At 74.6% G+C, this 20651-nt stretch carries 16 protein-coding genes; 8 read left to right on the forward strand and 8 right to left on the reverse strand.

Annotation, left to right across the window (positions count from 1 at the left end):
- Positions 1–53: 53 nt before the first annotated feature.
- The 3 genes from OO57_RS03155 to OO57_RS03165 all read right to left on the reverse strand — a co-directional run bounded on the left by OO57_RS03155 (position 54) and on the right by OO57_RS03165 (position 3828).
- Complete coding sequence (locus OO57_RS03155; RefSeq protein ID WP_033250679.1) at positions 54–1064, reverse strand: ABC transporter permease; 1011 nt, start codon at positions 1062–1064, stop codon at positions 54–56.
- Positions 1061–2629, reverse strand: coding sequence for a sugar ABC transporter ATP-binding protein (locus OO57_RS03160; protein ID WP_033250680.1), 1569 nt, complete (start codon positions 2627–2629; stop codon positions 1061–1063). The genes OO57_RS03155 and OO57_RS03160 overlap by 4 nt, the downstream gene beginning before the upstream one ends.
- Positions 2630–2778: 149 nt before the next feature.
- Positions 2779–3828 carry a substrate-binding domain-containing protein gene (locus OO57_RS03165; RefSeq protein ID WP_033250681.1) on the reverse strand — a complete coding sequence of 350 codons (1050 nt, stop codon included), beginning with the start codon at positions 3826–3828 and terminating at the stop codon, positions 2779–2781.
- A 363-nt stretch (positions 3829–4191) separates the two neighbouring features.
- On the opposite strand from OO57_RS03165, the gene OO57_RS03170 reads away from it, so the two are divergent.
- The 5 genes from OO57_RS03170 (at position 4192) to OO57_RS03190 (ending at position 12248) form a co-directional block, all read left to right on the forward strand.
- Entirely contained in the window at positions 4192–5142 is a 951-nt protein-coding gene (locus OO57_RS03170; protein ID WP_033250682.1) for a carbohydrate ABC transporter permease, read from the forward strand.
- Positions 5139–6029, forward strand: coding sequence for a carbohydrate ABC transporter permease (locus OO57_RS03175; RefSeq protein ID WP_033250683.1), 891 nt, complete (start codon positions 5139–5141; stop codon positions 6027–6029). The genes OO57_RS03170 and OO57_RS03175 overlap by 4 nt, the downstream gene beginning before the upstream one ends.
- A 43-nt stretch (positions 6030–6072) precedes the next feature.
- Complete coding sequence (locus tag OO57_RS03180; protein ID WP_033250684.1) at positions 6073–7413, forward strand: ABC transporter substrate-binding protein; 1341 nt, start codon at positions 6073–6075, stop codon at positions 7411–7413.
- Positions 7414–7496: 83 nt separating this feature from the next.
- A complete protein-coding gene (locus OO57_RS03185; protein WP_033250685.1) occupies positions 7497–9248 on the forward strand; it encodes a glycoside hydrolase family 35 protein in 1752 nt (583 codons plus the stop codon).
- Positions 9249–9344: 96 nt separating this feature from the next.
- Complete coding sequence (locus tag OO57_RS03190) at positions 9345–12248, forward strand: glycosyl hydrolase family 95 catalytic domain-containing protein (RefSeq protein ID WP_033250686.1); 2904 nt, start codon at positions 9345–9347, stop codon at positions 12246–12248.
- Positions 12249–12346: 98 nt separating this feature from the next.
- Here the strand turns inward: OO57_RS03190 and OO57_RS03195 are convergent, their stop codons facing one another.
- The 3 genes from OO57_RS03195 to OO57_RS03205 all read right to left on the reverse strand — a co-directional run bounded on the left by OO57_RS03195 (position 12347) and on the right by OO57_RS03205 (position 15842).
- A complete protein-coding gene (locus OO57_RS03195) occupies positions 12347–12898 on the reverse strand; it encodes an EF-hand domain-containing protein (RefSeq protein ID WP_033250687.1) in 552 nt (183 codons plus the stop codon).
- 69 nt (positions 12899–12967) lie between these two features.
- Positions 12968–15265 (reverse strand): molybdopterin-dependent oxidoreductase, encoded by a 2298-nt coding sequence (locus OO57_RS03200; RefSeq protein WP_234337199.1) that lies wholly within the window; start codon positions 15263–15265, stop codon positions 12968–12970.
- Positions 15266–15368: 103 nt separating this feature from the next.
- On the reverse strand, positions 15369–15842 hold the full coding sequence (locus OO57_RS03205) for a MarR family winged helix-turn-helix transcriptional regulator (protein ID WP_033250689.1): 474 nt from the start codon (positions 15840–15842) through the stop codon (positions 15369–15371).
- 40 nt (positions 15843–15882) lie between these two features.
- On the opposite strand from OO57_RS03205, the gene OO57_RS03210 reads away from it, so the two are divergent.
- From OO57_RS03210 to OO57_RS03220, 3 genes are all read left to right on the forward strand, one after another.
- The gene (locus OO57_RS03210; protein ID WP_234337200.1) at positions 15883–16437 is read left to right on the forward strand and encodes an isochorismatase family protein; all 555 of its coding nucleotides are present in this window, start codon (positions 15883–15885) and stop codon (positions 16435–16437) included.
- A gap of 22 nt (positions 16438–16459) precedes the next feature.
- Positions 16460–17179, forward strand: a complete 720-nt coding sequence (locus OO57_RS03215; protein WP_033250690.1) for an MBL fold metallo-hydrolase — start codon at positions 16460–16462, stop codon at positions 17177–17179.
- A gap of 129 nt (positions 17180–17308) precedes the next feature.
- The gene (locus OO57_RS03220) at positions 17309–18364 is read left to right on the forward strand and encodes an NAD-dependent epimerase/dehydratase family protein (protein WP_033250691.1); all 1056 of its coding nucleotides are present in this window, start codon (positions 17309–17311) and stop codon (positions 18362–18364) included.
- 259 nt (positions 18365–18623) lie between these two features.
- On the opposite strand, the gene OO57_RS03225 is transcribed toward OO57_RS03220, so the two are convergent.
- Together OO57_RS03225 and OO57_RS03230 are read right to left on the reverse strand one after the other, a co-directional pair.
- Entirely contained in the window at positions 18624–19781 is a 1158-nt protein-coding gene (locus OO57_RS03225; protein ID WP_033250692.1) for a sensor histidine kinase, read from the reverse strand.
- Positions 19778–20551, reverse strand: a complete 774-nt coding sequence (locus OO57_RS03230) for a response regulator transcription factor (RefSeq protein ID WP_158715006.1) — start codon at positions 20549–20551, stop codon at positions 19778–19780. The genes OO57_RS03225 and OO57_RS03230 overlap by 4 nt, the downstream gene beginning before the upstream one ends.
- Positions 20552–20651 lie beyond the last annotated feature (100 nt).

The following is a 20651-nucleotide window of genomic DNA, read 5'->3' on the forward strand; positions in this document are numbered from 1 at the left end:
GTGGAGCGGCCCACCAGGGCCCGGGGTCGGGGGGACGGAAGCCTGTCGGGGCCTCAGGCGGGTAGGCCGACGGCGCGTTCGCCGCTGCGGCGCTGCTGGACGACGACGGCGACGACCAGCAGGGCGCCCTGGGCGACGTTCTGCCAGAAGGAGTTGATGCCCTGGACGGTGAGGCCGTTCTCCAGGCAGCCGAGCAGGGCGACGGCGAGCAGGGTGCCGCCGACGCCGCCCTTGCCGCCCTTGAGGGCGCAGCCGCCGAGCGCGGCGGCGGTGATGGCCTTGAGCTCCAGGCCCTCGCTGCCGGAGGTGGGCTGGCCGGAACCGGTGCGGGCGGTGAGCAGGATGCCCGCGAGGGCGGCGACGGCGCCGATCAGGCCGTAGACCGCGATCAGGTACTTGTTGATGTTGATGCCGGCCAGGCGGGCGGCGGTGTCGTTGCCGCCGATGGCGTAGAGGTTGCGGCCCAGGTCGGTGCGAGCCAGCAGGACGTGCACGGCGAGGGCGACCAGGACCAGTAGCCAGACCATGACGGGCAGTCCGGCGATCTTGCCGCGGCCGAGGAAGACGAACACCGGGTCGCCGAGCACGTAGCCCTGGGCGCGGCCGTCGGAGAGCAGCTGGGCCAGGCCCTTGTAGGCGGCCAGCCCGGCCAGGGTGGCGATGGTGGGGTTGACCCGGCCGTGCACGATGACGACGCCGTTGAGCAGGCCGATCAGCAGGCCGACGGCGACGGCGGCGGCGATCCCGGCGTAGGCGTGGGAGCCGGTGGAGGTGAAGGCCATCGCGGAGACCACGGAGGCGACGCCCGCCTGGGAGCCGACCGAGATGTCCAGGCCGCCGCAGATGATGACGACGGTCTGCACGACGGCCAGCAGGCCGGTGATGGTGGCGGCCTCGGCGATGACCTGGAGGTTGTCCAGGCTGAGGTAGTTGTCGTTGAGCGTGCCGAACACGGCGAGCACCGCGACCAGGGCGCCGATCAGGCTGAGGTGCTGGGCGCCGAGCCGGGCGATCAGCGAGGGGAGGGCGGAGCCCCGGGCGGGCGGGCTGGTCAGGGCGGTCATGAGGTGGCTCCAGGAGAGGGGTGGCGGGGCGTGAGGTCGTCGGCCATGGCGAGGTGCAGGACGGCTTCCTCGGTGGCGTCGGCGCGGTCGAGTTCGCCGGTGGTCCGGCCGCCCTGCATGACGACGATCCGGTCGGCGAGGCCGAGCAGTTCGGGCAGTTCGGAGGAGATGACGAGCAGGGCGACGCCCTGTTCGGCGAGGTCGGCGACGATCCGGTAGATCTCGGCCTTGGCGCCGACGTCGATGCCGCGGGTCGGCTCGTCCAGGATCAGCACCTCGGGTTTGCGGGCCAGCCAGCGGGCGAGGACGACCTTCTGCTGGTTGCCGCCGGAGAGCTTGCGCACCTCGTGCTCGATGGAGGGGGTGCGCACCCGCAGCCGCTCGGTGTACTCGCGGGCCAGCTGCTTCTCCGCGCCGCGCCGCACGAAGCGGAAGCGGCGCAGGCGCTCCAGCACGGCCACCGAGGTGTTGTCGCGGATCGAGCGGTGCAGGAACAGCGCCTGCGCCTTGCGCTCCTCGGGGGCGAGGCCCAGTCCGGCGCGGATCGCCCGGCCGGGGTTGCCGCCCAGCGGTTTGCCGTTGAGCATGGCGGTGCCGGAGCGGATCGGCAGGTCACCGGCGAGCGCGAGGGCGAGTTCGGAGCGCCCGGCGCCGATCAGCCCGGCCAGGCCGACCACCTCGCCCGCGCGGACCGTCAGGTCGATGTCGCGGACGTGGTCGGTGGTGAGGCCCTTGACCTCCAGCACCACCCGGTCGGTGGCGACGCGTGCGCGGGTGAACACCGCGGACAGGTCGCGGCCGACCATCAGGCGGACGAGGGCGCCCTCGTCGGTGGCGGCGGCGTCCTGGACGCCCGCGAGCTCGCCGTCGCGCAGCACCGCGATCCGGTCGGCGAGTTGGAAGATCTCCTTCATCCGGTGCGAGACGTAGACGACGGCGACGCCGTCGGCGCGCAGGCGGCGGATGAGGGCGAACAGCGCCTCCACCTCCTGCTCGGAGAGCGAGGAGGTCGGCTCGTCGAACGCGATGACCTTGGCCTCGCCGGTCAGCGCCCGCAGGATCTCCACCAACTGCCGCTGGGCGGGGGTGAGTTGTGAGCCGAGCAGGTCGGGGTCGAGGACCCCGGCGAAGCCGAGGCGCTCCAGGTCCGCGGTGGTGCGGCGGCGCAGTTCGGCCCGGTCGAGCAGGCGGCCCGCCCGGCGGGGCAGCGCGCCCGCGTAGACGTTCTCGGCGACGGTGACGTGCGGGATGATCTCCGGTTCCTGCGGGATGATCCGGATCCCGGCGGCGTGCGCGTCGGCCGGGGAGCGCAGGTCGAGGCGGCGGCCGTCCAGGTGCAGGTGGCCCTCGGTGGGCCGGTGGTCGCCGGTGAGGATCTTCAGCAGGGTGGACTTCCCGGCGCCGTTCTCGCCCATCAGCGCGGTGACCTGCCCGGCGGGGAAGTCGAGGGTGACGCCGCCGAGCGCCCGGACGGCGCCGAAGCGCTTGCTGACGGCGACGACGCCGGCCGTGCCGGGCGGGAGCGGTGGCGGTGGCGGGGAGTGGTCGGGCGGGGCGGTGGTCATGGCGGGTCACCTCGGGGCGTGCGGGCGGGCGGGCGGCGCGGGGAGGGAGAGGGGAAGGGGGACGGCCCCGGCCCGGAGGGGGTCGTGGTCCGGGCCGGGGGCGTCCGGGCGCCGGCCCCGGTCAGGGCGGGCGGGGCCGGCGGGTCCGGTCAGCCGCAGGTGACGCCGGCGTCCTGCCAGCTGGCGGCGTCCACCATCCGGGTCGGTGCGAAGGCCTCGGCGGGGAAGTCCTTGCCGTTCTTGAGCTTGTCGTACATGGTCTGGACGGCGAGCGCGCCGACGTCCTTGCCGTTGATGAACAGGGCGGCCTTCATGCCGGTGGGCTGTCCGCTCTTCCAGTCCTTGCAGGCCAGGTAGGCGCCGAGGCCGACGCCGATCACGTCCTCGGCCTTGAACCCGGCGTTGGCGAGCGCGGTGACGCCGCCCTGCACGTTCTCGTCGTTGCAGCCCCACACCACCCAGTGCTTGACGCCGGGGTTGGCGGTGACGGTGGCGGCGACCTTGTCCTGGGCGCCGGTGGGGGTGTTGTCGGTGGCGACGTCGACGGCCTTGACGCCGGGGACGGCCGCGTCGAAGGCCTGCCGGGCGGCCTTGACCCGGTCGCCGCAGACCGTGACGTCCTGCTTCCAGGCGGAGATCACCCGGGTGTCGGCGGCGCTCCAGCCGGCCTTGGTGAACTCCTCGGCGGCGCGCTTGCCGACCTCGCCGCCCATCTGGGCGCCGGAGAAGCCGATCCGCGGCACCAGGTGCTCCGCGGCGCAGGCGGACGGGTCGGGGCCGTCGGTGCAGATCTGGTCGTCGGAGGTGAGGAGGGCGACCTTGGCGTCCCGGGCGGCCTGGACGACCTGCGGGCCGACGGCGGGGTCGGGGACGACCACGATCAGGCCGTTGGACTTCTGGGCGAGCGCGGACTGCACCTCGCTGACCGTCTTGTTGGCGTCGCTGCCGAGGTTGACGACCTTCAGGTCGACGCCCAGCTCGGCGGCCTTGGCCTTGGCCCCGGCCGCCTCGCCGACGAAGTACTCCTGGTCGCCCTGCTTCTGCAGGTAGGTGATCGAGATCTTCCCGTCGACCTTGGCGACGCCGCCGTCGCCGGACGCGGACTGCTGTCCGGTCGAGCAGGCGGTGGCGGCGAGCCCGAGGGCGAGCAGCAGGGCCGCGGCCGAGGCGGTGCGGGAGGAGGGGGCGGTTCGAGGCATGGAGACGCTCCTTGGCGCAGGAGTCCGGACCGGCGCGAGACTGCGCACTGAAGTCAACAGACAACCGAACACGATTCAACGTGATGCAACAATGAGAGGGGTGGGGACGGGCCCGAGTCAAGCCGGGCGACCCGCCGATACCGGGTCGTGACCTGGCCCCGCGATCGCCCGAAACCGGCGCCGCCCCCGTCTCCGTCCCCGCCGTAACTGCCGTGACCTGCCGATTTCTCGAAGCGGAGGGGTCGCTGTCCGATCACGAAGCGGCATCGCGGGGCAACAACGGCTTGACGCCCCGGCAACACCGGGTCAACACTCGTCGCCAACGCCATGTTGGCGTAAACATCCGCCGAAGGGCACTTCTCCGTGAGCACGTCGCAGAGCACCACCTCCAGTACCGTCCGGTCCCGCTCCGCCCCCGCCGCCCGGCGCCGCCGCAACCGCGGTGCCCGGCACGGCGGTTGGGGCTTCGCGTTCTTCGCACCGTTCCTGGTGGTGTTCGTGGTCGGAGTCGCCGCGCCGCTCGGCTACGCCGCGTACCTGAGCCTGTTCCAGGACCGGCTGATCGGCGGCACGGTCTTCGTCGGGCTGGAGAACTACCGGCGTGCGCTGGGCGACGAGCTGTTCCGGGCGGGCCTGTGGCGGGTGCTGCTGTTCCTGCTGGTGCAGGTCCCGGTGATGCTGGGCCTGGCCCTGCTGGCGGCGCTGGCCGTCGACAGCGGCCGGCTGCGCCGCCCCGGCCTGTTCCGGATCGGCGTCTTCGTCCCGTACGCGGTGCCCGCCGTGGTCGCCTCGCTGATGTGGGGCTACCTGTACGGCGACCGGTTCGGCCTGGCCGGGCAGATCGGCGACTTCTTCGGCACCCGGCTGCCCGACCTGCTCGGCCCGGACTGGATGCTCGCGTCCATCGGCAACGTGGTGACCTGGCAGTACACCGGCTACAACATGCTGATCCTGTACGCGGCGCTGCGCACCGTGCCCACCGAGCTGTACGAGGCCGCGGCGCTGGACGGCGCGGGCGAGTTCCGCAAGGCGTGGAGCATCAAGCTGCCCGCCGTCCGCCCGGCCCTGGTGCTGGCCACGGTGTTCTCGATCATCGGCACCTTCCAGCTGTTCAACGAGCCCAACGTGATGCAGTCGCTGGCGCCGAACGTGGTCTCCACCAGCTACACGCCCAACATGTACGCCTACAACCTGGCCTTCAACGGCCAGCAGTTCAACTACTCGGCAGCCGTCGCCGTGGTCCTCGGCGGGGTCACCGCCGTGATCGCCTACGCCGTCCAGCTCCGGTCGATGCGGAAGGGACAGGGCGCATGAGGACCCCCACCACGAGGCGGCGTCCGCGCCGCGGCCGGGCCAGCAACGCGCTGACGCTGGCGATGGCGCTGATGCTGGGCTACGCGCTGCTCCCGCTGGTGTGGCTGTTCATGGCCGCCACCAAGGACACCGCCTCGCTGATGGACAGCTTCGGCCTGTGGTTCGGCCACGGCTTCCACCTGTTCGGCAACATCGGCGACGTGCTGAGCTACGACGACGGCATCTACCTGCGCTGGTTCGGCAACACCCTGCTGTACGCGGTGGTCGGCGCGGGCGGCGCGGCGTTCATCGCCACCGCCGCCGGGTACGGCCTGGCCAAGTACCGCTTCCGCGGCCGCACCGCGCTGGCCGCCACCGTGCTCGGCGCGATCGCCATCCCCGGCACCGCGCTGGCCGTCCCCACCTACCTGCTGTTCAGCAAGGCCGGGATCGTCGACACCCCGTGGGCGGTGCTGCTGCCCTCGCTGGTCAGCCCGTTCGGCGTCTACCTGATGCGGGTGTACGCCGCCGAGGCGGTGCCGGACTCGATGCTGGAGGCCGCCCGGATCGACGGCGCGGGCGAACTGCGCACCTTCTTCACCGTCTCGCTGCGGCTGCTCGCCCCCGGCTTCGTCACCGTCCTGCTGTTCGCCCTGGTCGCGACCTGGAACAACTACTTCCTGCCGCTGATCGTGCTCAGCGACCCGAAGTGGTTCCCGCTGACCGTCGGCCTCAACCAGTGGAACTCCCTGGCCACCGGCGCCGCGGGCAGCGGCGCCACCACCACCGACTTCTACCCGCTGGTCGTCACCGGCAGCCTGCTGGCGATCGTCCCGCTGGTGGTCGCCTTCCTCTTCCTGCAGCGCTACTGGCAGTCCGGCCTGTCGGCCGGCTCCGTCAAGGAATGACGGCACCCCCCTACCCTCCGCCCCTCCACAGCAAGGAACCGCCATGTCTCCCGCCCCCTCCCGCCGCCGCAGACTCGCGGCCCTCGTCCCGGCCGCGGCCCTGCTGCTCGGCCTGACCGCCTGCGGCTCGGACGGCTCCGCCTCCCCCGCGGTCACCGACCCCGCCGCGGCGCTGGACACCCCCACCACGCTGACCTTCTGGACGTGGGCGCCGAACATCGACAAGACCGTCGCGCTGTTCGAGCAGAAGTACCCGAAGATCAAGGTCGAGGTGGTCAACGCGGGCCAGTCCGCGACCGAGTACACCAAGATGCAGACCGCGATCAAGGCCGGCAGCGGCGGCCCGGACGTCGCCCAGGTCGAGTACTTCGCCCTGCCCGAGTTCGCGCTCTCCAAGCGGCTGGTGGACCTCAAGCAGTACGGGGCGGCCGGCCTGGAGTCGAAGTTCACCCCGTCCGCCTGGTCGCAGGTCGCGCTGAACGGCGGCGTCTGGGCCGTCCCGCAGGACACCGGCCCGATGGCGATGTTCTACAACAAGAAGGTCTTCGACGAGCTCGGCCTGCAGCCGCCCACCACCTGGGCCGAGTTCGAGGAGGCCGCGGTGAAGATCAAGGCGTCCGACCCGAACCGCTTCATCACCTCCATCGACCCCGGTGACGCGGGCGGCCTGGACAGCTTCGTCTGGCAGGCCGGCGGCCGCCCCTTCCAGCAGAAGGACGCCACGAACGTCGCCGTCGACCTCCAGGACCCGGGCAGCAAGAAGGTCGCCGACCTGTGGTCCTCGCTGCTGCAGCGCAAGCTGGTCGACGCCGCGCCCGGCTGGACCAACGAGTGGTGGCAGAGCATGGACAGCGGCCGCTACGCGATGTGGCTGATCGGCGCGTGGGCGCCCGGCAACATCGCCTCCACCATCCCGAACACCGCCAAGGACTGGCGGGTCGCGCCGATGCCGCAGTGGTCGAAGGGCGACAAGGTCTCGGCGGAGAACGGCGGTTCGGCCGTCGCGGTGCCCACCTCCAGCAAGCACCAGGCCGCCGCCGCGGCGTTCGCGATCTGGCTGAACTCCGACCCGGAGGCCGTCCGCTCGCTCAACGAGAACGGCCTCTTCCCGGCCACCACCGGCCTGCTCACCGACCCGGGCTTCCTGGACGAGCCGCTGGAGGCGCTCGGCGGCCAGCAGGCCAACCGGATCTTCGCCGACTCCTCCGCCACCGTCGGCACCGGCTGGCAGTACCTGCCCTACCAGGTGTACGCCAACTCGGTCTTCAAGGACACCGTCGGCCAGTCCGCGAACAGCGGCGACCTGAACGCCGGCCTGAGCGCCTGGCAGAAGCGGATCGCCGACTACGGCAACCAGCAGGGCTTCAAGGTCACCACGCCGTGACCCCCGGCCGGTGCCCGCCCGCGCCCGCCGCGGCCGGGCGGGCACCGGCCCCCTCCCTCCAGCACCCCAGGAGCAGCGACACCATGCCCGTCCTCGACACCGACGGCGGCGAGTTCACCCTCGACGGCGCCCCGTTCCGCATCCTCTCCGGCGGACTGCACTACTTCCGGATCCACCCCGACCACTGGGCCGACCGCCTGCGCAAGGCCCGCCTGATGGGCCTCAACACGGTCGAGACGTACGTCCCGTGGAACCTCCACCAGCCCCGGCCCGGCGAGCTGCGCTTCGACGGCGGACTCGACCTGCCGGCCTTCCTCGACCTCGCCGCCGCCGAGGGCCTGCACGTGCTGCTCCGCCCCGGCCCGTACATCTGCGCCGAGTGGGAGGGCGGCGGCCTGCCGTCCTGGCTGCTCACCGACCCGGACGTGCGGCTGCGCAGCAACCACCCCGGCTACCTGCACGCCGTCGAGGGCTGGTTCTCCGCGCTGCTCCCGAAGGTCGCCGACAAGCTCGCCACCCGCGGCGGCCCGGTGCTGGCCGTCCAGGTGGAGAACGAGTACGGCGCGTACGGCGACGACACCTCCCACCTGGCCCACCTCGCCGAGCTGCTGCGCCGGTACGGCGTGGACGTGCCGCTGTTCACCTGCGACCAGCCCGGCGACCTGGCCCGCGGCGCCCTGCCCGGCACCCTGGCCACCGTCAACTTCGGCAGCCGCGCCCGCCAGGGCCTCGCCGCGCTGGACGCGCTGCGGCCCGGGGAGCCCAAGCTGTGCGCCGAGTTCTGGATCGGCTGGTTCGACCGGTGGGGCGGGCGGCACGTGGTGCGCGACCCGGAGGACGCCGCCCGCGAGCTCGACGAGCTGCTGGCCGCCGGGGCCTCCGTCAACCTGTACATGTTCCACGGCGGCACCAACTTCGGCTTCACCAACGGCGCCAACGACAAGCACACCTACCGGCCCACCGTCACCGGCTACGACTACGACGCGCCCCTCGACGAGGCCGGCGACCCCACCGCCAAGTACCACGCCTTCCGCGAGGTGCTCGCCAAGTACGGGCCGCCGGTGGCCGAACCGGCCCCCGCCGCCGCGCCCAAGCTGCCCGCGGCCGCCGTCCAGCTCACCGAGAGCGCCCCGCTCCTCGCCGACCTGCCCGTCCTCGGCACACCGGTGCCCGCGCTGCGCCCGCTCCGCATGGAGGAGCTCGGCCAGGACTTCGGCTTCGTCCTCTACAAGGCGGTCCTGCCCGCCGCGGGCCCCGCCCTGCTGGAGGTCGGCGCCGTCGCCGACCGCGCCCAGGTGTTCGTCGACGGCCAGCCCGTGGGCGCGCTGGAACGCGAGGACCACGAGCGGGCGATCGCCTTCCACGTGCCGCGGGCCGGCGCCGTGCTGCGGCTGCTGGTGGAGAACCAGGGGCGGGTCAACTACGGCGAGGGCCTGCACGACCGCAAGGGCCTGCACGGGCCGGTGCTCCTCAACGGCGCGGAGCTGACCGGCTGGAGCAGCCTGCCGCTGCCGCTGGACGACCTCGGCGAACTCTCCTTCACCGGCACCGCGGGCCCCGTCCCCGGCCCGGTCTTCCACCGCGGCACCTTCCACGTCGACGAGCCCGCCGACACCTTCCTGCACCTGCCCGGCTGGACCAAGGGCAACGCCTGGGTCAACGGCTTCCCGCTCGGCCGCCACTGGTCCCGCGGCCCCCAGCGCTCGCTGTACGTCCCCGGCCCGGCCCTGCGCCCCGGGCCGAACGAACTGACGGTGCTGGAGCTGCACGCCGCCCCGTCCCACCGCACCGCCCGGCTGCTCCCCCACCCGGACCTCGGCCCGACCGAGGAGTAACCCCCCGGCCCGGCCCCTCCCCGGGGCCGGGCCGCAGACGCCCGTCCTCCTCCGGGCCCCTCCCCGGCGCCCCCACCCCGAGCAGGAGAGACCGCCATGCCCCCGAACCCCCCCTCCCTGGACCGCCGCCGGTTCGTCGCGGCCGCCGCCCTGACCGCCGGGGCCGCCGCCCTCGGCGGCGCACTGCTCCCCGCCGCCCGCGCCGCCGCGGCCGTCCCCCCGCAGGTCACGCTCCCGCAGCGGGGCAGCTACGACACCGCGCAGGCCACCGCCTGGACCGACGGCTTCGTCACCGGCAACGGCACCCACGGCGCGGTGCCGTTCGGGAGCCCGCTGCTGGAGCGGGTCGTCCTCAACCACCACTCCTTCGTGCTCCCCAACGGCACCCGCGACCTCGCCCCGCCGGTCCTCGCCGACCGCCTCGACACCGTCCGCGACCAGGCGCTGTCCGGCGACCACTGGGGCGCCGCCGGCACCTTCGCCGAGGGCTGGTCGCTGCGCTGGACGCAGACCTTCCACCCCGGCTACGAGCTGCGGCTGAGCAGCCCGGCGATGACCACCGCCAACAACTACGCCCGGATCGTCGACTACCGCACCGGCGAGGTCACCCACACCTGGACCGACAGCGCCGGCACCTGGAAGCGGCACGTCTTCGCCTCCCGGGCCGACGACGTGATCGTGCACGAGCTGCTGCCCGCCACCGGCCGGACGGTCGACACCACCGTCACCGCGTACACCGCGCTCGACGGCCTCCCCGCGGACGTGGCCTTCGCAGTGTCCGCCGCCCGGGTCTCCGCCACCGAGGGCACCCTGGACGTGCGCGGCACCTACCCGGCCGGGCAGGGCGCGTACGGCTTCGAGGGCGTCACCCGGGTCGTGGTCAGCGGCAGCAAGGCCACCGTGACGGTCGGCGGCGGCGGCCTGGTGGTCGCCAAGGCCGCGAAGGTGGTGCTGCTGACCAAGCTCGGCCGGTACGAGGGCGCCACCGGGTGGAACGCCAAGCCTTTGCAGGCCGCGCTGTCCGCGCTGCCCGCCGACTACGCCGCCCTGCTCGGGCGGCACGCGCCGCTGCACCAGGCGCTGTTCGACGGCTCCGGCCTCGACCTCGGGGTGTCCGCCGCCGACCGGCAGCTGTCCACCGGCGAGCTGCTCGCCCGGCAGAACGGCGACCGCTCGACGGTCGACCTGGCCCTGCTGGAGCGGATGTACGACTCCGGCCGCTACCTGTTCGTCAGCTCCAGCGGCCTGCTGCCGCCCCGGCTGACCGGCCTGTGGACCGGCTCCTGGGACGGTGCCTGGGCGGACGACATCACCACCGACGCCAACATCAACCTGCAGGTCGCGGGCGGCAACCTGCTCCACCCCGGCGACGCCATGAACGCCTACTTCGAGCTGGTCCTCGGCCAGCTCGCCGACTGGCGCACCAACGCCGCGAACCTGTACGGCGCCCGCGGCTTCCTCGCCCCGACCCGCACCGACGGCGAGCACGGCCGCATGCTGCACTTCAACGGCAGCGACTTCCCCGGCCAGTGCTGGACCGGCGGCGCCGACTGGCTGCTGTACCCGCTGCTGGAGCACTACCAGGTCACCGGCGACACCGCGTTCCTGCGCGACCGGCTGGGCCCGGCGCTGATGGAGCTCGCGCTGTTCTACGAGGACTTCCTGACCCGCACGGACGGCGGCGGCAAGGCGGTGTTCGTCCCGTCCTTCTCGATGGAGAACTCCCCGTCGAACACCGGCCAGATGCTCTCGGTCAACGCCACCGGCGACATCGCGGCCGGCCGGCACGCCCTGCGCTCCGCGATCGACGCGGCGAACGCCCTCGGCGTCGAGCAGGGCGCCGGGCAGGGCGTGGCCCGCTGGACGGCGCTGCTCGGCAGGCTGCCCGAGTACACCGTCAACGGGGACGGGGCGCTCGCCGAGTGGTCCTGGCCCGGGCTGCAGGACCGCTACAACCACCGGCACGTCCAGCACCTGTACGGGGCCTGGCCGCTGCACGAGATCAACCCGGAGGAGCGGCCCGACCTGGTCCGGGCGGCCGGGCGCGCCCTGGACCTGCGCGGCGACGAGAACCACTCGGCGCACGGCAGCCTGCACCGGGCGCTGGCCCGGGCCCGCCTCAAGGACGGCGCGGGCGTCTACGACAACCTCCGCAAGATCCTCGGCAGCAACATGGTCTGGCGTTCCCTGGTGACCTCGCACAACCCCGACCTGACCACCTACAACTGCGACGCCGCCCACGCGCTGCCGGGCGTCCTGGCCGAGGCCCTGCTGTACACCCGCCCGGGCGTGCTGGAGATCCTGCCCGCGCTGCCCGAGCAGATCGTCAGGGGCACGGTCCGGGGCGTCCGGGGCCGGTGCCGCGTCCTGGTGGAGAGCCTGGCCTGGGACACCGCGGCCCGCACCGCCACCCTGGTGCTGACCTCCGACACCACCCAGACGCTGACCTTCGTCTGCCGCCGCGGCATCGCCTCGCTCTCCACCGCCGCGCCCGTCGCCGCCTCCCCGCTCGGCGGCCACGCCAGGGCGCTGACGCTGACCGCGGGCACCCGCACCACCGTCACCGTGGGCACCCTCGCGGGCAGTTACCGCCTGGTCAACCGGGCCAGCGGCAAGGTCCTCGACGTGGCGAACCAGGCGACCTGGGACGGCGCCGCGGTCGTCCAGTGGCCGTGGAACGGCGGTGCCAACCAGCAGTGGCGGCTGCTGCCCGGCTACGACGGCTCGTTCCGGCTGGTCAACGCCCGCAGCGGCAAGGTCCTCGACGACCCGGGCTCCTCCCCCGCCCCCGGGCAGGCCCTGGACCAGTGGACGGACACCCGCAGCCCCAACCAGTGGTGGACCGTGCTCCCGGCCGCGGCCGGGTACGTCCGCCTGGTCAACGTCTCCAGCGGCCTGTGCCTGGACACCGCGGGCGGCTCGACGGACGACGGCGCGGCCGCCGTCCAGGCCGCGGCCGGCGGCGCCCCCTCCCAGGACTGGGCGCTCGTCGCCGTCTGACCGGACCGGCCGCGGCGGCTACCGCCTGCGGGCCTGCGGCGGCCGGTCCGGCCGGCGGTGCCACCCACCCCGGCGGCCCGACCACCCGCCCGGCCCCGTCAGGCGTCGATCCGGCCGAACAGGTGGTTGGCGGGGGCGGCCGGGTCGTCGCCGTAGAAGAACTCGGTGACGGCCCGGTGGAACTCGGCGCGGTCCAGGCCGCCGGAGCCGTCCAGGTCCAGGGCGGCGAAGACCGCGGCACAGTCCTCGCCGGGGACGGCCGCGACCGCGTCGAACATCAGCTGGAACTCGGAGCGGTCGATCCGGCCGTCCCCGTCGAGGTCGACCAGCTCGAAGAAGCACTCGGTGACCGGCTCGACCTGCTGCGGGTACAGGGCGGGGTCGGTCAGGACGCGGCGGAACCCCTCGGTCATCTCCCGCAGGTCGACCCGGCCGTCGCCGTCCTGGTCCATCGGGGCGATCACGTTCGCCCAGAAGCCGTCCATCCGTTCGGTGAGCAGCCGGGCGGTCGCGGAGTCCGGGGCGGCGCCGCGGGCGGCGACGTAGCGCTCGCTCATCATCCGGACGTCCCGCCGGGTGATGAAGCCGTCGCCGTCGACGTCGGCGCCCCTGAACCACTGGCCGTACTTGAGGTCGCGAAGTGCAGTCACGGTTGCGCACCGTACCGGTCCGCTCACGCAGGGGCAATTCCGCGGGCCGGTGGGCCCGCGGGGTTCGCGTCAGCGTTCGAGCGGCGGGGGGACGAAGGCGAGCACATCGGGCAGCGGCCCGTCATGGCGTTCGACGTCGACCAGCGCGCTGAGGGCGCTCGGCCCCTGGGACAGGCGCGAGCACGGCCGGTCCGCGGTGAGGGAGTTCGGGTTGCCGTGGCGGTCCAGGGTGCCGCCCGCCCCCGGCTCCTCCGGGTCCCACCAGGCGCCGGTGGGGAGTTGGACGACGCCCGGCATGACGTCGTCCGACAGGACCGCGCCGGCCAGGCAGCTGCCGCGGTCGTTGAAGACCCGCACGACCGCGCCGTCCACGATGCCGCGCGCCGCGGCGTCCGCCGGGTTGAGCGTCACGGGCTCGCGGCCGCGGATCTTCGAGTCGAGGCTGCGGCCGCCGTTGTCGTACTGGCTGTGCAGCCGGGAGGCGGGCTGGTTGGAGACCAGGTGCAGCGGGAAGCGCTCCGCCAGGTCGCCGCCGAGCCACTCGGCCGGTTCGTACCAGGTGGGGTGCCCGGCGCAGTCGTCGTAGCCGTAGGAGTCGATCTCGGCGGAGAAGACCTCGATCCGGCCCGAGGGCGTCGCCAGCGGGAAGCGCTGCGGGTCCGCCCGGAGCGCCGCGAAGCTGCCGGGGAACGGGCCGGTCAGGGCGGGCAGTTCGACGGTGGTGCGGCGCCAGAACGCGTCGAAGTCCGGCAGCGCGGCGGGGTCGCCGAGGGCGGCCCTGGTCTGCTCGTACAGGTGCCGGAGCCACTCGGCCTCGGTGCGCGAGTCCGTGAACTCCCGCCCGTAGCCGAGCCGGGCGGCCAGGTCGGCGAAGATCCGGTGGTCGGTGCGCGACTCGCCGGCCGGTTCGCGGACCTTCGGCATCGCGGTGAGGTGCGGGTCGCAGAACCCGGCGGTGAAGTCGTCGCGCTCCAGGCCGGTGGCGACGGGCAGGACGACGTCCGCGAACTTGGCGGTGGTGTTCCACCAGGCCTCGTGGACCACCACCGTGTCGGGGGCCTGCCAGGCCCGGGCGAGCCGGTGCAGGTCCTGGTGGTGGTGGAACGGGTTGCCGCCGCACCAGTAGACCAGGCGGAGTTCGGGCAGGGTGAGGCGCCGGCCGTCGTAGTCGATGCTCCGGCCGGGGTGCAGCAGGGCGTCGGCGATCCGGGCGACCGGGATGAAGTCCGGGACGGGGTTGGGGACGGCGGGGACGGACGCCACGGAGGGGCGGCCGGGGGCGACGCCGGTCGCGTCCATCGTCGCGTAGCCCGCGCCCCAGCCGCAGCCGGGCCGCCCCATCGAGCCCGCCATCGCGGCCAGCACGACGGACATCCAGATCGGCTGTTCGCCGTGGTCCGCCCGCTGCACCGCGTAGTTGACCACGACGAGGGAGCGCTGCGCGGTGAGGCGGCGGGCCAGGTCGGTGAGCGTGCCGCGGTCGATGCCGGTGATCGCCGCGGCCCAGGCGGCGTCCTTGGGGACGCCGTCGGCCTCGCCGAGCAGGTAGGCGGCGAAGCGGTCGAACCCGGTGCAGCAGCGGCGCAGGAAGTCCTCGTCGTGCCAGCCGTTGACCAGCATGGTGTGCGCGATGCCGAGCATCGCGGCGGTGTCGGTGTTGGGGACGACGGGCAGCCACCGGGCGCCGAGGAAGTCGGCGGTGTCGCTGCGGATCGGGCTGACGTTCACGAACCGCACCCCGGCGTCGCGGCACCGGCGCTGCAGGTCGCGGGTGCGGTGCCGGGCCAGGCCGCCGGGGTTGACCTGGCTGTTCTTGAGGGCCAGCCCGCCGAACGCGACCACGAGTTCGCAGCCCTCGGCTATCTCGTCCCACATCGGCATCCGGGACTGGTAGCTCCACGGGTGCCCGCCGATCACGTGCGGCAGGATCACCTCCAGGGCCGCGGTGCTGTACGTGTTGCGGGAGTCGGTGTAGCCGCCGCCGAGCGCCAGGAACCGCTGGAGCTGCCCCTGCGCGTGGTGGAGGGCGCCCGCGCTCGCCCAGCCGTAGGAGCCGCCGAACACCGCGGCGTCCCCGTACCGCTCCCGCACCCGGCGCAGTTCGTCGCCCACCAGCGTGAGCGCCTCGTCCCAGCCGACCTCGACGAAGGAGTCCGCGCCGCGGGCGCTGCCGCCCTCCCGCGGCCGCCCGTCCAGCCACCCCCTGCGCACGGCGGGGCGCAGCACCCGGGCGCCGTCCTCGGCGGCCCGGACCATGCCGGGGCCGATCGGCGAGGGCGCGGGGTCGTCCTCCTTCGGTTCGATCCGCAGCAGGCGGCCGGAGTCGACCACCGCGGTGAAACTGCCCCAGTGCGTCGCGACCGACAAGCGTCGTTCCACCGCGCATCGACTCCGTCCCCGTACGGGCTCCCGCCCGGATCCGACCTGCCGCCGGGTACGAGTCTCCCCACGCCGTCGCGTCCGCATGCGGCTACCGGGGGGTCGCGTCCGGGTCCTCGTGCAGCGGGAGGCCGTGGGCGGCCGCCAGGCGGTCGAACGCCGCGCCGAGGGCGGCCTGCTGGGCGGGGGTGAGGCCGGCGGTGAGCTCCGCGTCGAGGGCGGTCGCCCGGGCCGTGCAGCGGGCGAGGAGGTCGTGCCCGCGGTCGGTGAGGCGCAGGATCTGGCGGCGGCGGTCGGCCGGGTCGCGCAGCCGCTCGACCGCGCCCGCGGCCTCCAGGTGGTCGGCGAGCGAGACCACCAGGCTGGGCGCCACCCGCATCAGCTTGGCGATCTCCAGCTGGGAGGCGCCGAGCCCCGCGTCGAGGACGCTCAGCAGGCCGACGTGCTTGGGCTTCAGGTCGTGCTCGGCCAGCGCCCGGGCGTACCGGTCGGCGACCAGCGCGCCCAGTACGCCGAACCGGAAGGTGAGCGTCTCGACCCACTTGACATCGTTCACGAGAGGCATGCTACCTTCACCAAACCGTTCTAGCCATGAATGATTTGGAGTGGGAACAGTGCTTGACCCCCGCACCGTGCAGATCGTCTTCGCCGACCTGCAGGACAGCATCGTGGCCCTGAGCCGCACCAACCCCCCGGACACCGTCCGGCGCTCCGCCGGAGTGCTCGGCCGGATCGCCCGGACGCTGGAGATCCCGTTCACCGTCTCCGCCGCGCCCCGGCCCGGCGGGCCCGGCGTCATCGCCGAACTCCCCGCCGCGACGCCGTTCGTGCGCAGCGGGCCGTCCTGCTGGGACGACCCGGCCTGGCGCGCCCGGGTCGCCGCCCACGCCCGCCCGACCCTGGCCCTGTGCGGCGTGGTCTCGGAGATCGTGGTCCTGCACACCGCGCTCGACGCCCTGGCCGACGGCCACCGGGTGGTCGTCCTGGTCGACGCGGGCGGCGGCATGTCGCAGCGCACGGAGGACGCCGCCCACGAGCAGATCCGGGCCGCGGGCGGCACCGTGACCTCCGTCGCGTCCTTCGCCACCGACCTGGTGCGCGACTTCACCGACCCCGCCGGCCGCGAGGTCATCACCGCGCTGCACGACCTGCTGGCCTGAACTCCCCCGGAGAGGAAGCCCCGTGAGACTCGCACCCCACCTGCACCGCCTCGGCAACGACACCGTGGCCTGCTACCTCGTCGACACCGCCGAGGGCATCACCCTCGTCGACGCCGGACTGCCCGGCCACTGGCGGGACCTGCAGCGCGAACTGCGCTCCCTGGGCAAGTCCGTCGACGACGTCCGCGGCCTGGTCCTGACCCACGGCGACTCCGACCACCTCGGCTTCGCCGAACGCCTGCGCAGCGCCCACGGCGTCCCGGTGTTCGTGCACGCCGCCGACGCCGCCCGCGCCCGCACCGGCGAGAAGCCGCCCGTCGCGACCGGCCCCTGGCGGCCCGGACCGGCGCTCGGCTTCCTCGGCTACGCCGTCCGGAAGAACGGCCTGCGCACCCGCCACCTCGGCGCCGTCACCGAGGTCGGCGACGGCGACGTGCTGGACCTGCCCGGCAGCCCGGTGATCGTGGGCCTGCCGGGGCACTCCCCCGGCAGCGTCGCCGTGCACGTCCCGCTCGCCGACGCGCTCTTCGTCGGCGACGCGCTGACCACCCGCCACGTCCTCACCGGGCGCCGCGGCCCCCAGCCCGCCCCCTTCACCGACGACCCGGCCGCCGCCCTCGCCTCCCTCGACCGGATCGCCCACCTGCCCGCGTCCTGGATCCTGCCCGGCCACGGCGCCCCCTGGCGCACCTCCCCGGCCCGGGTCGGCGAGGCCGTCCGGGCGGCCGCCCCGCCGTCCTGAGCGCCCACCGTCCTGAGCGCCCACTGTCCTGGGCCCCGGCGGTCCTGAGCACCGGCGGCTCCTTACCGGTCGCTGACGGCCGGGCGCGGCCGGGGCCTTCCGGGCGCGGGCGCGGGTAGCGTCGCCGGCATGAGGATCCTGGTGACGGGCGGGGCCGGTTTCATCGGCTCGGCGGTGGTCGGAGAGCTGCTCGCGGGCGGCCACGAGGTGCGGGTGCTGGACGCGCTGCTCCCGGCGGTGCACCCGTCGGGGCTGCCGTCGGCGGTCCCGGCGGGCGCGGAGTTCCGGCACGCCGACGTGCGGGACGCGGCCGCGGTGGAGGCCGCCCTGGACGGGGTGTCGGCGGTCTGCCACCAGGCGGCGATGGTCGGGCTGGGCGTGGACCTCGACGACGCCCCCGCGTACGCCGGGTGCAACGACCTGGGCACGGCGGTGCTGCTGGCGGCGATGGCCCGGCGCGGGGTGCGGGAGCTGGTGCTGGCCGGGTCGATGGTGGTCTACGGCGAGGGCGCGTACCGCTGCGGGGCGCACGGCCCGGTGGCCCCCGGGCCGCGCCGGGCCGCGGACCTGGACGCGGGGCGCTTCGAACCGCCGTGCCCGGTGTGCGGCGAACCCCTGCTGCCCGGGCTGGTCGCGGAGGACGCCCCCGCCGACCCGCGCAACGTGTACGCGGCGACCAAGCTCGCCCAGGAGCACCTGGCGTCCGCCTGGGCCCGGGCCTGCGGCGGCCGGGTCCTGACGCTCCGCTACCACAACGTGTACGGGCCGGGGATGCCCCGGGACACCCCGTACGCGGGGGTGGCCTCGCTGTTCCGCTCGGCGCTGGCGCGCGGCGAGGCCCCGCGGGTGTTCGAGGACGGCGGCCAGCGCCGCGACTTCGTGCACGTCGCGGACGTGGCCGCCGCCAACGCGGCGGCACTGGCGGCACTGCCCGACCGACCGGCGGGCAGCACCCGGGCGTACAACGTGGGCAGCGGGGAGGTCCGCACCGTGGGCGACCTGGCGGGAGCGCTGGCGGCGGCGTGCGACGGCCCGGCCCCGGTGGTGACGGGCGAGTACCGGCTGGGCGACGTCCGGCACGTGACGGCGGACTCCGGACGCCTGCGCACGGAACTGGGCTGGCGTCCCCGGGTCGCGTTCGGGGCGGGGATGGCCGAGTTCGCAGCGGCCCCGCAACGCACCTGACGGACGGCGGAACGACTGCCGCCCGGACGCCACCGGTCCCCTCGCCCCGCAGCAGCACCGCCCCTCCCCGGCCACCGACGCCGACCGGACCGGACCGGACCCGCCGAACGCCCCGAACAGCCGGGCGGGACGCGGCAGCGCGGAGCACGGTCCTGCGACGACGGAACGGCCGCCGACCGGACACCGCGCCCCACCGCCACCGGGGCCCCCTCGCCCCCACCGCAGCACCGCCCCTCCCCGGCCCCGCCCGGCGGGGGTGTCAGGCGCGGCGGGCCGTGGGGAGGGTGATCTCGAAGCAGCAGCCGCCGTCGACGTTGCGGACGCGGGCCCGTCCGGCGTGCGCCTCCACGATGCCGCGGACGATGGCGAGGCCGAGGCCGGCGCCGCTGTCGGCCGTGTCGGGGGTGCCGGGGGCCGCGGGGCCGGTCGGGCGGGGGGTGCGGGCGGCGGTGCCGCGCCAGCCGGTCTCGAAGAGGCGGGGGAGGTCGGGTTCGGGGATGCCGCCGCAGCCGTCGGTGACGGCGAGCACGACGGCGTCGTCCTCCCGGCGGGTGGAGACGGCGACGACACCGTCGGGCGGGGTGGCGCGGATCGCGTTGACCAGCAGGTTGCCGATCACCCGGGTGATCTCCCGGGGGTCGGCCTCGACCGGGGCGGGCTCGACGCGGCGGCCCTCCAGGCGGACGCCGCGCTGCCGGGCCAGCGGGTGGGCGCCGGCCAGCGCGTCGTCGACCAGGTCGTGCAGGGAGACCCGGGAGAGGCTGAGCGAGAGCGCTCCGGCCTGGATCCGGGAGAGCTCGAACAGGTCGTCGACCATGGCGGTGAGCCGCTCCACCTCGGTGCGGATGCGGGCGAGGTAGCGCTCGGGTTCCTCGGCGACGCCGTCCTCCAGCGCCTCGGCCATCGCGCGCAGCCCGGCCAGCGGGGTGCGCAGGTCGTGCGAGATCCAGGCGACGAGTTCGCGCCGGGAGGCGTCCAGGGCCCGTTCGCGGTCCCGGGATTCGGCGAGCCGGGCGCTGGTGGCGGCGAGTTCGGCGCTGACGGCGGCCAGTTCCCGGCCGAGCGGCCGGTCGGGCGGGGCGAACCCGGCGTCGCCGCCGACGGTGCGGGCGGCCACCGCCAGCGCCCGGCCGCCCGCGGTGACCTGGCGGCCCAGCAGCGCGGCGGTGAGCAGCGCGACCACCGAGGCCATCACCAGGACGGTGCCGACCACGCCGAGGTCGTGGGGGGAGAGGAACATCGCCCGGGCGACCGCGAACGTCCCGGAGGTGACGGCGAGGACGCTGACCACGGCGACGGCGAACAGGCCGAGCGCCAGCGAGCGGCGGCGCAGCAGCCGCAGCGCGGCCAGGCCGAGCAGTCCGGCGGCGGCGGCGCCGAGCGCGGCGAACAGGGCGATCAGCAGCAGGTCCTTCACGCCGCACCGCCCTGTGCCGGACCGTCCGGTGCCGCACCGGCCGGGTCGTAGCGGTAGCCGACGCCCCAGACGGTGCTGATCAGTTCGGGCGCGCCGGGGTCGTCCTCGATCTTCTCGCGCAGGCGGCGGACGTGGACGGTGACGGTGGAGAGGTCGCCGAAGTCCCAGCCCCAGACGCGCTGCATCAGCTCCTGCCGGGAGAACACCGTCCCGGGATGCCGGAGGAGGAACGCGAGCAGGTCGAACTCGCGCGCGGTGAGAGTGAGTTCGCGTCCTCCTCGGTGGGCGCGGCGGGCCCGGGGGTCGAGCGCGAGGTCGCCGGAGCGCAGCGGGGCGGCACCGTCGGCCGGGGCGGTGCGGGCGCGGCGCAGGATCGACTGGACGCGCAGGACGAGTTCGCGCGGGCTGAACGGCTTGGTGACGTAGTCGTCCGCGCCGAGTTCGAGGCCCAGGACGCGGTCGGCCTCGTCGCCCCTGGCGGTGAGCAGCACCACCGGCAGGTCCGCGCGGTCCGCGCGGTCGGGGCGGGCGCGCAGGCGGCGCAGCACTTCGAGGCCGTCGAGGCCGGGCAGCATCAGGTCGAGGACGAGCAGGTCGGGGCGGTGGCGTTCGGCCAGGTCGAGGCCGCGCTGCCCGTCCTCGGCGCGCTCGACCAGGTGGCCGGCCCGGGTGAGGTAGCCGGCCACGACCTCGCCGACGGTCGGGTCGTCGTCGACGACCAGGACGCGCGCGGGTTGCGGCGGTCCGGCGGGGGCGGGGCTGTGGTTCACCCGCCCGAGGATACGAGTGCGGGCGCGCCCGCGGGCCCGCACCGGACCGGCGTTCGGGTTCCGTAAGGTCCGCCGTCCGGGCGGGTGCACCGTCCGGGCA

Origin of the sequence: Kitasatospora phosalacinea (assembly GCF_000717185.1) — a bacterium.
In the GTDB taxonomy this organism is placed as follows: Bacteria; Actinomycetota; Actinomycetes; order Streptomycetales; family Streptomycetaceae; genus Kitasatospora; species Kitasatospora phosalacinea_A.